12 protein-coding genes are annotated in these 12,819 nt (G+C 55.5%); 7 read left to right on the top strand and 5 right to left on the bottom strand.

Annotation, left to right across the window (positions count from 1 at the left end; all coding sequences use genetic code 11):
• Positions 1-105: 105 nt before the first annotated feature.
• Positions 106-1,023, top strand: a complete 918-nt coding sequence (locus ACZ5FM_RS11275; protein ID WP_259143740.1) for a cation diffusion facilitator family transporter — start codon at positions 106-108, stop codon at positions 1,021-1,023.
• On the top strand, positions 1,020-1,478 hold the full coding sequence (queF, locus tag ACZ5FM_RS11270) for a preQ(1) synthase (RefSeq protein WP_259143742.1): 459 nt from the start codon (positions 1,020-1,022) through the stop codon (positions 1,476-1,478). Before ACZ5FM_RS11275 ends, queF begins: the two co-directional genes overlap by 4 nt.
• A gap of 18 nt (positions 1,479-1,496) precedes the next feature.
• Here queF and ACZ5FM_RS11265 read toward each other — a convergent pair whose 3' ends face one another.
• The gene (locus ACZ5FM_RS11265) at positions 1,497-2,264 is read right to left on the bottom strand and encodes a DUF2076 domain-containing protein (protein ID WP_259143743.1); all 768 of its coding nucleotides are present in this window, start codon (positions 2,262-2,264) and stop codon (positions 1,497-1,499) included.
• A gap of 97 nt (positions 2,265-2,361) precedes the next feature.
• Entirely contained in the window at positions 2,362-2,937 is a 576-nt protein-coding gene (locus tag ACZ5FM_RS11260) for a HupE/UreJ family protein (RefSeq protein WP_464038701.1), read from the bottom strand.
• 227 nt (positions 2,938-3,164) lie between these two features.
• Between ACZ5FM_RS11260 and ACZ5FM_RS11255 the strand changes: the two genes are divergently transcribed.
• From ACZ5FM_RS11255 to leuA, 3 genes are all read left to right on the top strand, one after another.
• On the top strand, positions 3,165-3,746 hold the full coding sequence (locus tag ACZ5FM_RS11255; RefSeq protein WP_192488388.1) for an ATP-dependent Clp protease proteolytic subunit: 582 nt from the start codon (positions 3,165-3,167) through the stop codon (positions 3,744-3,746).
• 182 nt (positions 3,747-3,928) lie between these two features.
• A complete protein-coding gene (locus ACZ5FM_RS11250) occupies positions 3,929-5,113 on the top strand; it encodes a benzoate/H(+) symporter BenE family transporter (protein WP_464038700.1) in 1,185 nt (394 codons plus the stop codon).
• A 302-nt stretch (positions 5,114-5,415) separates the two neighbouring features.
• Entirely contained in the window at positions 5,416-7,131 is a 1,716-nt protein-coding gene (leuA, locus tag ACZ5FM_RS11245; protein ID WP_192488390.1) for a 2-isopropylmalate synthase, read from the top strand.
• Positions 7,132-7,284: 153 nt separating this feature from the next.
• On the opposite strand, the gene ACZ5FM_RS11240 is transcribed toward leuA, so the two are convergent.
• Positions 7,285-8,235, bottom strand: a complete 951-nt coding sequence (locus tag ACZ5FM_RS11240) for a metallophosphoesterase family protein (RefSeq protein ID WP_275642038.1) — start codon at positions 8,233-8,235, stop codon at positions 7,285-7,287.
• Between the two features lie 65 nt (positions 8,236-8,300).
• Here ACZ5FM_RS11240 and ACZ5FM_RS11235 point away from each other — a divergent pair, with 65 nt between their 5' ends.
• Entirely contained in the window at positions 8,301-8,789 is a 489-nt protein-coding gene (locus ACZ5FM_RS11235) for an NUDIX domain-containing protein (protein WP_275641701.1), read from the top strand.
• A 9-nt stretch (positions 8,790-8,798) separates the two neighbouring features.
• On the opposite strand, the gene ACZ5FM_RS11230 is transcribed toward ACZ5FM_RS11235, so the two are convergent.
• Positions 8,799-9,791, bottom strand: coding sequence for a glutathione S-transferase family protein (locus ACZ5FM_RS11230; RefSeq protein ID WP_464038698.1), 993 nt, complete (start codon positions 9,789-9,791; stop codon positions 8,799-8,801).
• A 296-nt stretch (positions 9,792-10,087) separates the two neighbouring features.
• Between ACZ5FM_RS11230 and ACZ5FM_RS11225 the strand changes: the two genes are divergently transcribed.
• Positions 10,088-10,657, top strand: coding sequence for a GNAT family N-acetyltransferase (locus ACZ5FM_RS11225; protein ID WP_464038697.1), 570 nt, complete (start codon positions 10,088-10,090; stop codon positions 10,655-10,657).
• A gap of 92 nt (positions 10,658-10,749) precedes the next feature.
• Here ACZ5FM_RS11225 and ACZ5FM_RS11220 read toward each other — a convergent pair whose 3' ends face one another.
• Positions 10,750-12,819, bottom strand: a complete 2,070-nt coding sequence (locus ACZ5FM_RS11220; protein ID WP_464038696.1) for a hypothetical protein — start codon at positions 12,817-12,819, stop codon at positions 10,750-10,752.

The following is a 12,819-nucleotide window of genomic DNA, read 5'->3' as shown; positions in this document are numbered from 1 at the left end:
TAGAACATGAAAATCAGACCGCGTGCACGCTACCCCGTGCGCGCGGTTTGGCGTTTCAGGGGCGAATTTTCTGCAATTCGCTCGCATCTGCACGAGGTTATGATCATGAGTGACGGCAAGGGGCTGGTTCGAACATTGGCGTTTTGGGGCATTCCGCTTTCAATCGGGGTGCTTGGGCTAAAGCTTCTTGCATGGTGGGTAACCGGCTCGGTTGCGCTGTTGTCTGACGGTCTGGAATCGACCGTCAATGTGGTCGCCGCCTTCATTGCCTATTTCGTCATTCGTTATGCGCAAAAGCCGGCCGATGAAGACCACCAGTTCGGCCATCACAAGGCGGAGTATCTTTCGGCCGTGGTGGAGGGCGTGCTGATCGTATTAGCTGCGCTGCTGATCGTCAAAGAAGCCTGGGCCGGGCTGTTTGAACCACGCCTTCCGGAAGCGCCGGTGCTTGGTCTTGCTATCAACGCTGCTGCCGGTGTCATCAATGCCGTCTGGGCAACCATCCTTATGCGTGTCGGCAAACAGTATCGGTCACCGGCACTGGAAGCAGACGCTCATCACATCATGTCGGATGTGGTGACATCGATCGGCGTTCTCATTGGTCTGGTGCTGGCTATCCTCACCGGTTACGCGATCCTCGATCCTATCCTCGCTATCGTGGTGGCCATCAACATCCTGTTTCAGGGCTGGAAGGTCATTTCAAATTCCATTGGTGGTTTGATGGACCGCGCTGTGACACCGGAAGAGGAAGAGCAGATCAAGGAGGCGATTAGTGCCAATGCCAACGGGTCGGTTGGCGTACATGATTTGCGGACTCGCCGGGCAGGCGCTGCCGCCTTCATCGATTTCCATCTGGTGGTGCCTACCGAGATGAGCGTGGGAAAAGCACATGAAATTTGCGACCGCCTTGAAGATGCCATACGCGAGGTGATACCGGGTGCCAGCCTTGCCATCCACGTAGAACCGGAGGGCGAGAAGGCACACGGCGTCATGGTAAAAGTTCGCAAAGGAGAAAAAATATGACCGATGTTTCAGGTCTGTCTCAGCTCGGCACCAAGGTCGACACTCCGGAAAACCCAGAAAAGGCCGTGCTGGAAAAGGTGCCAAACGGCAATGCCGGCACCGATTATGTGGTGCGCTTTACCGCGCCTGAGTTCACATCGCTCTGCCCAATGACCGGCCAGCCGGATTTTGCGCATATCGTTATTGATTACATACCCGGCGATTTTCTGGTGGAATCGAAATCACTGAAGCTGTTCCTGCATTCTTTCCGCAATCATGGTGCATTTCATGAGGATTGCTCGGTCTATATTGCCAAGCGGCTTGTCGATCTATTGCAACCGAAATGGCTGCGCATCGGTGCCTATTGGTATCCGCGTGGTGGCATTCCTATCGATGTGTTCTGGCAGACGGGTGCTGTACCGGAAGGTGTCTGGCTTCCGGATCAGGGCGTGCCGACCTACCGTGGTCGTGGCTGACAATCGAGCAAAATGGTTTCAGGCGAATGAACCGTCGTCGCCTGAATCAAAATCCATGTCTGCACTGTCGTCATCATTGTCGCTGTCGTCATCGGCTTGCTGGATGTCATTACCACTGTTGTCAGCGCCTGCGGTCTGATCTGGCGTGTCGTTGCCGTAGTAATTGTTGACGACGGTTTCTTCGACCGGTGCGTTGCCGGACACGGGCGATCCTAGGCCCAGAGACGACATGTGATTGCCGAAAATTCCACTCAATGAATTGGCGAGCAGCATGCCGCCCGCCACACCTGCTGCGGTGCCCAACGCACCCTGTAGGAAACTGCCGCCCGCAGAACGGGCTGCGGGTTGCGGGCTCCATGGGCCAGTTGGTTGTTGTGCTTGTGGTTGCAGGCTTTGCGCGCGACCCCACGGACCGGCAGTTGGGTCGGCTGTGTCATTGCGATAGTTCGTCGTCGGTGGTGCGGCGGCTGGGGCAGGGGCTGTTGCCTGTGGTTGACTGGAACCGAATATTGAACTGAGGAAGCCACCTTGCTGGGTGTGGTGCGGATCGACATTGCCCGATTCCAGTTGATGAATACGCTCTTCAAGCCGAGCAATATGAGCAGCAGCGGCTTCAAGCCCCTTTTCCTGCACGATGACCGCTTGCGCCAGATAATAGGGAGCGGTTGGCTGATCCCGCACGGCGCGTTCAATCAAGATCTCCGCATCGCTGTCTCGCGGTGTGGATGATGCGGTTCTGACCCTGTCGAACAGGGCGGTGAGCAGTCTGGTTTCTTCCGGCGACATGTATGCCTCCTTACCGAACAAAGAAACGTATCGATAAGGAGGTAGGCGCTAAATCCGACTTTTCAAAGCTGCCGGAGGTTTAAATTTTTGTAATGCTTCAGCCGCCGAAGGCCAGTGTCAAGCCAGCAAGTGCCGTGAGCGCGCCGATGATACGGCTGGCGACTGCGCCAAGGCGGCTGACACCGAGACCGGCAGCAATACCAGCCACATGCAGCAGCGCTGTGGCGATAACAAAGCCGACGCCGAATTGAAGTGCGCCGGCACTGCCCAGTTCGCCGCCATGGGCGTGGCCATGGAACAGCGCAAAAATGCCAACCACGGCGGCTGCGGCCGAGACGGGGAGGCGGGCTGCCATGGCAACCAGAAGGCCAAGTGCAATCACGGAGGCGAGAATGGCCGGCTCCACAAATGGCAGATCAATGCCACCAAGTGCCATCATGAAGCCGATTGCCATGGTGCCAACGAAGGCGGATGGAACGACCCAAAGCGCGCGTCCACCAATCTGTGCGGCCCAGATTCCGACGGCAACCATCGCAAGAATGTGGTCGGCACCAAAAAGCGGATGGGAAAAACCGGCCATGAACGAGCCGTGTTCTTCGGGGTTCAGGTGGGCGAAGGCTGGCAGGGTGGTTGCGGCGAGTGCTGCGGCGGCAATTGAAATACGTTTGAACATTGTTCCCTCTCAGTATTTTATGGCATCAAGCCGCTGCGGACGCTCCTCCCAAATCGGCGCAGCGGTATGATTTTAACGATATCGTAAGCGTGAACTTGCTGTCCATGCGCCATTTGCCGGTGTGCTGTTTATTATACAGTTCTGCGCCTTGTCTTTTTCGCTCATTGTTTTACGACACAAATCACACTATGTCCGAAGGACAGACGAATTACGTTGGAGATCCGTGTATGAACGAAGAAGACGACGACAAGAGCAAGGAACTGCCGATCGGTAAGGAAACGGAAGCGAATCTTTTCAAGTCGCGTTCTATCTTCATTTATGGTGGCATTACTCAGGAATTGGCGCAGAAGGTCTGCACGCAGCTCGTGGCACTTGCCGCAGCCAGCGACGAAGACATTCGTGTTTACGTCAATTCTCCTGGCGGTCACGTGGAGTCTGGCGACAGCATCCACGACATGATCAAGTTCATCAAGCCGAAGGTCTGGATCATCGGTACGGGCTGGGTCGCATCGGCTGGCGCACTGATCTATGTTTCTGTGCCAAAAGAACGCCGCCTTTGCCTGCCAAACACCCGTTTCCTGCTTCACCAACCATCTGGTGGCACACGCGGCATGGCATCGGACATCGAAATCCAGGCACGCGAAATCATCAAGATGAACCAGCGCCTGATCAAGATCTTCTCCAAGGCCACCGGCCAGACGGAAGAAAAGATCGCTAAGGACATCGACCGCGATTACTGGCTGTCGGCTGAAGAAGCCAAGGACTACGGTCTGACAAGCCGCATCGTGGAAAACCAGTCCGAACTGTAATCTGTTGGACTGTTTGCGTTTTTAAAGCCCGTACTGGTGAAAACCTGTGCGGGCTTTTGTTTTTCTGCGACCCGTAGCTTAGCTTTTGTTTCCGTTTCAGCTGTCGGGCAGGGCTCCCTTGCGTCTCATGCGTTTTTTTGATCTGTGATAGGTACAATCACACGCTGTCCTGAGTCCCTGCCATGTTGAAAGATTTTTCCGTTCAAAGCCTGTTCATGGGCTGCCTTACGGCATTTGTTGGCTTTGCCAGTTCCTTTGCCGTTGTGTTGCAGGGGCTAAAAGGCGTTGGCGCCACGGATTTTGAGGCAGCCTCCGGATTGATGGCGCTTTCCGTGTCGATGGGGTTTTGCGCGATCGCCTTGTCGGTCGCCACCCGACTACCGGTCAGTATTGCATGGTCGACGCCCGGTGCCGCACTGCTGGCGACGACAGGCGTGGTTGAGGGCGGTTTTTCTGCTGCTGTTGGTGCCTTCATCATCTGTGCCGTGCTGATCATCATTGCGGGTCTTTTCAAGCCGCTCGGCCGCGCTGTTGCGTCCATTCCAGCGCCTTTGGCCAATGCCATGTTATCCGGCGTCATCATCGGCCTGTGTTTTGCGCCAATTAAGGCCATCGGTTTTAACCCGGCGCTGGGTCTGCCGATCATATTGGCATGGATCGTGGTTGGTGCGTTCAAGCGCCTGTTTGCCGTGCCTGCTGCCCTTCTGGCCTTTGTACTGGTGATGGTTTTTGGTGTCGATATTCCCGCAGGTGCGCTGGATAGCATTTCACAGTCGCTGAAACCGCCAATGGAATTTGTAACGCCATCGTTTAATCTGCAGGCGCTGATATCGATTGCGCTGCCGTTGTTCATCGTGACCATGGCATCGCAGAACATTCCGGGGATCGCGGTGTTGAAGGTCAATCATTATGACCCGCAGCCCGGCCCGTTGTTTGCCACGACTGGCTTCTTCTCGCTGCTGTCCGCACCATTTGGCGGCCACGCCGTTAATCTTGCGGCGATTACTGCTGCGATGTGTGCGGGTGAAGATGCCCATGCCGATCCGAAGCGCCGTTACTGGGCGGCGATCATTGGCGGGGTTGGTTATATCATTCTCGGTCTGCTGGCCGGTGTGGTAACGGCCTTTGTGGCGCTCGCTCCACCGATTCTCATTCAGGCGGTGGCTGGCCTGGCGCTGGTCGGTGCATTCTCCGGTTCTGCCGTTGCGGCCTTTAAGGAACCTGACACGCGGGAAGCGGCAGCGATCACCTTCCTGATCACGGCCTCAGGCCTGTCGTTCGGCGGCATTTCCGGTGCTTTCTGGGGACTGATGGCTGGTGGCCTGATGATGGTTTTGACGCGTTTCGTGAAACGAATGAAAAATTAAAGATGCGCTTGCATCAGAATCTTTCGGCAATTATAAGCGAACGCATGATTACTTGCTCCGCAACCTTTTCCGGCATGAATGCGCAGATTTCTGCGAATGCTTGCCCATGCGGTGCACTCTCGCTTCTTAGCCTCGACCTTACACGCGGTTGCCGGGTCCAGTGAGGAGCGCCCGGCGGCCGAAAGCCCGCTGGCGCAAACGCTCCTCATACGAAATTTCTGTACATACTGGATTTTTTGCCCGCTTGAGGGCGCGCATCTAACGTTGGTTCCCAAGCCACGGATGCGCAAGGAGGAAGTAACATGGACTCGAAGATCATCACCAGCGCAAACGGCATGTCTGACGCAGCTGCGAAGTATCGGCCCTATCCAACCATCAATATTCCTGACCGCACATGGCCATCCAAGACCATTACCAAGGCACCGATCTGGTGTTCGGTTGACTTGCGCGATGGCAACCAGTCGCTGATCAACCCGATGGGACATGATCGCAAGGCGCGCATGTTCAAGCTGTTGCTGGAAATGGGTTTCAAGGAAATCGAAATCGGTTTTCCTTCGGCGTCGCAGACCGACTTCGATTTCGCCCGCTGGTGCGTGGAAGAGGCCGGTGTGCCTGACGACGTATCCTTGCAGGTCTTGGTGCAGTGCCGCCCGGAACTGATCACCCGCACGTTTGAATCTTTGGTTGGCGCCAAGAAACCGATCATTCACTTCTACAACTCGACATCTGAATTGCAGCGCCGCGTGGTGTTCGGCAAGGATGTACATGGCATCAAGCAGATTGCGGTTGATGCCGCCAAGATGATTACCGACATGGCCGAGAAAGCCGGTGGCGGTTACCGTTTTGAATATTCTCCGGAAAGCTTTACCGGCACCGAGCTGGAAGTGGCGCTGGAAATTTGCAACGCGGTGATCGAGGTGGTGAAACCCACCGCTGACAACAAGCTGATTCTGAACCTGCCTTCGACGGTCGAAATGGCAACGCCAAATATTTATGCCGACCAGATCGAATGGATGTGCCGCAACATTGATAACCGCGAAAACGTCATCATTTCCCTGCACCCGCACAATGACCGTGGCACGGGCATTGCGGCAACTGAACTGGGCCTGATGGCTGGCGCTGACCGCGTGGAAGGCACGTTGTTCGGCAATGGCGAGCGCACCGGCAATGTCGACGTGGTGACGCTGGCATTGAACATGTACACTCAGGGTGTTGACCCGGAACTGGATTGCCGCGACATCGAACGCATCAAGTCGGTTTATGAATATTCCAACGAAATGGCGATCCCTGAGCGTCACCCCTATGTTGGTGAATTGGTCTATACTGCGTTCTCCGGCTCGCACCAGGATGCTATCAATAAGGGCATGAAGGCAATCAAGCAGTCCAATACCGGCGTTTGGGAAGTACCTTACCTGCCAATCGATCCGAAGGACGTTGGCCGTTCCTACGAGGCGATCATTCGCATCAACTCACAGTCGGGCAAGGGTGGTATTGCCTACATTCTGCAGCAGGATTACGGCATCAACCTGCCGCGCAATTTGCAGGTGGAGTTCCGCGAGGATATTCAGCGCATTACCGACGAAGAAGGCGTGGAGCTGCCAGCCAAGCGGATCTATGAGCGTTTCATCGAGCGTTACGTGACCCAGCCTGACGCACGTCTGAAATTCGTTGACCATCACACCTATCCGGCCGGTGATTTCAAAGGCGTGCGCGTGGTCGCTGCCGAAATCATGGACCGCGGTGAGGTCAAGCGGATTGAAGGCAAGGGTACCGGCCCGATCGATGGCTTCATCAACGCTTTGTCTGTCTATCTGGGCGTTGACCTGTCGGTAAACGACTATTCCGAACACTCGCTGCAGCATGGTTCCAACGCATCGGCCATCGCCTATGTCGAAGCTGAGTATGATGGTGGCAAGCTTTACGGTGCTGGCGTCAACACCAACATCGTGGCGGCCTCGCTGGAAGCGATCGTTTCGGCTGCCAACCGCGTTCTGGAAGAGCGCGCCAAAAACGCATAAGGCTTTTACGCCTCACATTGCCATGCCCGGTCTTGTCCCGGGTATGGCAAATTGGACTTTGATTCAAGGCATTGAATCGGCAGCTTAAAGTCAGACGTAAAGTTACAGCGCTACGGTCGCTGATCTAAAAATAAACGTTTCGCTGTTTAGAACTTACGCGTCCGGCGGGGGGAAACCTATCACCCGGCCATTTTCATAGAACACCCTGACATCCTCAAATTCGATGGCCGTTGCTGCCTCGTTGAGCGAATGGCGTTCGCAGGTTACGTTCCATGCGCCCTGTTCGCCTGATATGTTGAACAGGTTATAACTGGCGCGTGGTTTTTTCCCGCCGGGACCTTGTGAAGCCGAGGCGATGCCAACCACCGGAATATGGTCCTGCCCATGGTGGGTATTGAGCCAATAGACCGTGTTCAGATGTGTGTGGCCATGCAGCACCAGCTCTGCGCCACCCGTTGAAACGGCGCCGGCGAAACGGCGAATGCCGATCATGCGCTTGTGGGTGGCCGCTGCGCCACGGATTGGCGGATGATGGATCATCAACACACGAAACAGGCCCATCGAGCCCGCCTTTTTCAGCAGTTCCGCTGTCGCACGCGCTTGCCTGCGGCCGAAATAACCGGTCGCTGAAAAGGGCGGGGTGGCAATCGATGTCGAGCAGCCAATCAGGGCGACCGGGCCGCGAACGCGCATATAGGGGAAAATCTTGCGGTCTTCATCCCAGTCTTCGGGGTCGCCATCCCCGCGCACATAGGGGTACCATGCGTTCATGGCCTTGTCGTGCGCACCGGGGACATAGGCATCATGGTTGCCAGGGACGACGGAAACAGACGATGGTTCGCCCACTTCTTCCAGCCAATCGGCGGCTGCGCGAATTTCAATACCGGTCGCAAGGTTGACGAGGTCACCGGTTATCGCCAGATGGTCAGGCTGCTTGGCCTCCAGATCATCGAGCAGTTTTTCCAGCGTATCTGTGAAAAGGTGCTTGCGACGATTGCGATGCCAGTTCACAAATCCTGTAATGCGTTTAGACGCCAGTTCACGGAATGTAAGCTTGGGCAGGGGTCCAAGATGGACATCTGAGATATGCGCGAGTTTGAACATGGTGGCAGACATAACGCATAAGATCATGAAACGGAATTGTTTTTGGCCATGATCGGAAAGGTAGAATGAGCGGAAAAGGTTCCCCCGAAAAACAGAGTTTGTTGACGTGGATTGTGACACGCATCCTGCATGCGGTGTTCCTGGTCACGCGCGGCATGACAATGGGGGTGCGAGCGGCCTGTTTTGACGCACAAGGTCGGGTTTTTCTCGTACGCCATTCCTATTTGCCGGGTTGGTATCTGCCCGGTGGCGGCGTTGAGCGCGGCGAAACAGTGATCGAAGCGCTGCACAAGGAAATTCGCGAGGAGGGCAATCTGACGGCGACCAGCACGCCGGAGATTTTCCATGTCTATTTCAACAACAAGGCCAGCAGGCGCGACCATGTTGTGCTCTACAGGTTGAATGTCGAGCAGACGGCACCACGGCTGGCGGATTGGGAAATCAAGGAAAGCGGTTTTTTTGATCCGGACAATTTGCCCGAGGATGCAACGGCGGCAACGCGCCGCCGTTTGCAGGAATTGAAGGGTGAAATCACTGTCTCGGATTACTGGTAGGCGCGGGGATTAAACCAATGCCTGCCGGTTATGTGCCATTTCAAGATTGATGGCTGGCCCTACTGGTACAATGCCTGTTGGGTTAATCATCGTGTGGCTACGATAATAATGCTCCTTGATATGACGCATATCGACCGTCTCGGCGACACCCGGTGTCTGATAGAGATCGCGCAGATAACCGCTCACATTGGGATAGTCGGCAATGCGGCGAATGTTGCACTTGAAGTGCCCGACATACACCGCATCAAACCGCACCAGTGTGGTAAACAGCCGCCAGTCAGCCTCGGTCTGGTTTGCGCCAAACAGGAAGCGTTGCTGTTTCAACCGTGCTTCCAGAATATCCAGCGTTTCAAACACCTTGATGGCGTTTTCCTGATAGGCTTCCTGCGTCGTTGCAAAACCGGCCTTGTAAACACCGTTGTTCACGGTGTCGTAGATGAGGGTATTGAGCTCATCGATCTGCTGCTGCAACGCTTGGGGATAAAAGTCTTCTTCCGAACTTGTCAGGCCGTTGAAGGCGCTGTTGAACATGCGGATGATTTCCGCCGATTCATTTGAAACGATGGTGTTATTCTTTTTGTCCCAGAGCACTGGCACGGTGACGCGACCGGAATAGTTTGGATCGGCTTTGACATAGACCTGCCAGAGTGTGGACGAGCCGAACAGATGGTCCTGTGTGGCGCCCGGTGTGCGGTCAGCCTCGGGTTTGAACTCCCAACCGTTTTCCAGCATCAGCGGATCGACGACTGAAACGGAAATCAGATCCTCCAGCTTTTTGAGCTTGCGGAAGATCAGTGTGCGATGTGCCCAAGGACAGGCCAGCGATACGTAGAGATGATAGCGGTCTTTTTCCGCCTTGAAGCCACCCTTACCAGATGGGCCGGGCTCGCCGTCTGCGGTAATCCAGTTGCGAAACTGTGATGCGCTGCGCTTGAAATGGCCACGGGTTTCCTTTGTGTCATACCATACGTCTTTCCAGACACCTTCCACCAGCATACCCATGGTGCAACCTCCTGTTTCAATTTTTGACTGAGTAAAGAATAGGCTATTTTCTGATGTATTCGATACCCTAATCGTGAACACTGCGTTCTGTGCCGTTCACAATTATGATGGAAGCACGTGTTCAATTAAGGCTGGACGCTCCCCATGAATCCTGATATCAGGCAAAACCAACTTTTAGGGATTGATCGATTTCAATGACTGAACCACGGATGCTCCGACGACGCTGACGCTCTTAAACGCCTCTTGAGGCGTAGCTGTCGCTATTGTCATGTCCGCTTTTTGGTTCGGGTCTTTTAATGTCCAAGCACGATCTGGTCTACCTTACCGAGCACGCATCGCACGATGCTGCCATCGAAATCATCAACGAAGAAGCATTTGGTCCGGGCCGTCACACCCGTGCAGCAGCGCGCATTCGCGAGCAGGGGCCTCATGACCGGACTTTGTCATTCATTTGTGCTGACGACGGTGAAACCATTGCCTCCGTGCGGATGACGCCGGTGCTGGCTGGTGGTGTCAAAGGACACATGTTGGGACCACTTGCTGTGCGGCCTTCGCACAAGAGCATGGGCATTGGCCGGGAACTGGTGCGGATTGCTATCGAGGCGGCAAAACGCAAGGGTTCGGAAGCTGTTATCCTGATTGGTGACCCGCCTTATTACATGCCGCTCGGTTTTGAGAAGGTGAGCTATAAGGCGCTGGATTTTCCGGGGCCTGTTGATCCGAACCGGGTGCTGGTTGTTCCGCTGGGGCACGACATCCATGCGCGGCTGAAGGGCGTGATTGGCTGGCGGCAATGTGAAGCCGTTATGGCAATGCCGGAAGCCGAAGAGGATACCTATGAGGAACCTCAAAGGGCTTTTGCCTGAACTTACGTTCTTAGCTTGAATGATCTAACAAAAAGACCTGGCAGAGCAATCTGTCAGGTCTTTTTCTTTGGTCGATATTGCTGAAACAGGTATCAACGACCTTCACGCCACCACACGGCGGCAAAGGCAAACAGCAGCACGCCCAATCCCGCAAAGCCGGCAAACAGCGGCAGTGTGTTGACGCCGGTCAGCACAGTTTCATTGGTCATACTGATCAGCATGCGGTTGTTGTCGGGGACACGCACTTCACCGCGCACAGGCAAAATGTCCGGAAGGGTAAGACGGCCGTCATTGTCGGCAACGCGGTGCACGCTGCCTTTTGTTTCCCCAGCCAGCGGCGCGAGTGTTTCGGTTGTTGAAATCATCGCCTTGAATTCCGGCGCATCAACGGCACCGACATGCACCAGTGTTGTGAATTCGCCATTGGTGATTTCAAACAGGCCGGTTTCGTCCATGCGTTGTTCCAGCTTGTAAAGGCCGGGACCAGCTTCGGTAAACGCCATGGTTTCTGTTTTGCCGGATGGAAACTTCACCGTTGCCTGACCGGGATCATCGCCAATCGTCTGGCGGGTGACCTCAAGTGTGCGGCCATTGGCCCGGCCGGTGAGAGCCTCTTCTTCCAGTTCCGGCTCTTTCATCAGCCAGTGGGCAATGCGCCGGTAAAGCGACACGTGCGGGCCGCCACCTTCAAAACCACGCGCCCACAGCCAGCCCTGATCGGACAACAGCATAGCCACACGGCCTTCGCCTTGGCGGTTCAGCACAAGCAGCGGGTCTTGTCCATCGCCCAGCATCACTGTCTGGCCGGCCGGAGGATCAACACTGACGGTGCGGAACCAGCGACCCCAGGCCGGCGGTTCATCACCAGAGCCTTCAAGGCCGCGCGTGACCGGATGTTTTTTACCCGCTTCAGACAGGCGAGGGTAGAAGGCGGAATTGTGCATCTGGCCGGTCGGATTGGCTGGCAGAACGCTGGCAAGCGGCGTCAGAGCAATGGAATCCTGTCCGGCATGTTCTGGCCCCGCCGCAATCAGAAGGGCGCCACCCTTTTCGACATATTGGGCAATGTAATCATAATACAGGATCGGCAGCACGCCGCGATGCTGGTAACGGTCGAAAATGATCAGGTCGAAATCCTCGATCTTTTCAACAAAAAGCTCACGGGTCGGGAAGGCAATCAGCGACAACTCGTTGATCGGGGTACCATCCTGCTTTTCCGGAGGGCGCAGAATGGTAAAATGAACGAGGTCAACCGAAGCGTCGGATTTCAGCAGATTGCGCCATGCACGTTCCCCGGCATGGGGCTCACCCGACACCAGGAGTACACGCAGGTTTTGGCGAATGCCCTCAATCAGATGCACAGCGCGGTTGTTGGCTGTGGTGACTTCTCCCGGCAGTTCGGCGACCGAGAATTCCATGACGTTGTTGCCACCACGTGGCACTTTGAAATCGAACGGTGTCGGTTGTCCGGGTGTTGCCTGTACCTTTGCCAGTTCTTCGCCATTCATGCGGATGGTAACTTCTGCCGGGCCGCCTTGGCTGCGACCATCATCAAACACCCGGAAGGTCAGTTGCTGGTTTTCGTTGACAATACCGAAGCGCGGTGCACGAACCACTTCGATACGCCGGTCAAACTCGTCCGCCTTGCCGGTGATCAACCCATGGATCGGTGCCTTGAAACCAAGGTCCTGACCGGGGTTTGGAATGTCATGGATCTGGCCGTCGCTGAGGAAAATGGCACCGCCAACCCGTGATGGCGAAACATCTGAAATTGCGGAATTGAGCGAGGAAAACAGGCGTGTCGATGGCGTGTCGCTGGTGCCATCATCCCGTACCTCGACAATGCGTGGCTCTATGCGCGGAAATCTCGACAGACGATCCTGCAACTGCGCCAGTGCGTCATCGGTCATCTTTGCACGCTCAGCCGTATCCTGGCTTTGGGAACGGTCAACGATGACAGGCACAATGGTGGAAAGCTGCTCACGCTCCTCCTGTGTCAGAAGCGGGTTGAGAATGGCAAGCAGCAGGGCGGCAAGCGCAATACCGCGCAGCCATGCGCCGCGCACACCACGCCACAGTCCCAGGACGAATAGCAACAGGGCTGCAACGGCGAGTATGATAATGGCAAACCACGGGAGGAAGGGAGCAAAAGTCAGTGTCAT

This window comes from Agrobacterium sp. 5Ca50 (genome assembly GCF_055381905.1).
This window is presented reverse-complemented; position numbering and strand designations above follow the sequence as displayed.

What these genes read in the sequence shown, in the direction of transcription:
- ACZ5FM_RS11275 (WP_259143740.1), top strand. Translation starts at nt 106, where the DNA reads ATGAGTGACGGCAAGGGGCTGGTTCGAACATTGGCGTTTTGGGGCATT.
- queF (WP_259143742.1), top strand. Translation starts at nt 1,020, where the DNA reads ATGACCGATGTTTCAGGTCTGTCTCAGCTCGGCACCAAGGTCGACACT.
- ACZ5FM_RS11265 (WP_259143743.1), bottom strand. Translation starts at nt 2,264, where the DNA reads ATGTCGCCGGAAGAAACCAGACTGCTCACCGCCCTGTTCGACAGGGTC.
- ACZ5FM_RS11260 (WP_464038701.1), bottom strand. Translation starts at nt 2,937, where the DNA reads ATGTTCAAACGTATTTCAATTGCCGCCGCAGCACTCGCCGCAACCACC.
- ACZ5FM_RS11255 (WP_192488388.1), top strand. Translation starts at nt 3,165, where the DNA reads ATGAACGAAGAAGACGACGACAAGAGCAAGGAACTGCCGATCGGTAAG.
- ACZ5FM_RS11250 (WP_464038700.1), top strand. Translation starts at nt 3,929, where the DNA reads ATGTTGAAAGATTTTTCCGTTCAAAGCCTGTTCATGGGCTGCCTTACG.
- leuA (WP_192488390.1), top strand. Translation starts at nt 5,416, where the DNA reads ATGGACTCGAAGATCATCACCAGCGCAAACGGCATGTCTGACGCAGCT.
- ACZ5FM_RS11240 (WP_275642038.1), bottom strand. Translation starts at nt 8,235, where the DNA reads ATGTTCAAACTCGCGCATATCTCAGATGTCCATCTTGGACCCCTGCCC.
- ACZ5FM_RS11235 (WP_275641701.1), top strand. Translation starts at nt 8,301, where the DNA reads ATGAGCGGAAAAGGTTCCCCCGAAAAACAGAGTTTGTTGACGTGGATT.
- ACZ5FM_RS11230 (WP_464038698.1), bottom strand. Translation starts at nt 9,791, where the DNA reads ATGGGTATGCTGGTGGAAGGTGTCTGGAAAGACGTATGGTATGACACA.
- ACZ5FM_RS11225 (WP_464038697.1), top strand. Translation starts at nt 10,088, where the DNA reads ATGTCCAAGCACGATCTGGTCTACCTTACCGAGCACGCATCGCACGAT.
- ACZ5FM_RS11220 (WP_464038696.1), bottom strand. Translation starts at nt 12,819, where the DNA reads ATGACACTGACTTTTGCTCCCTTCCTCCCGTGGTTTGCCATTATCATA.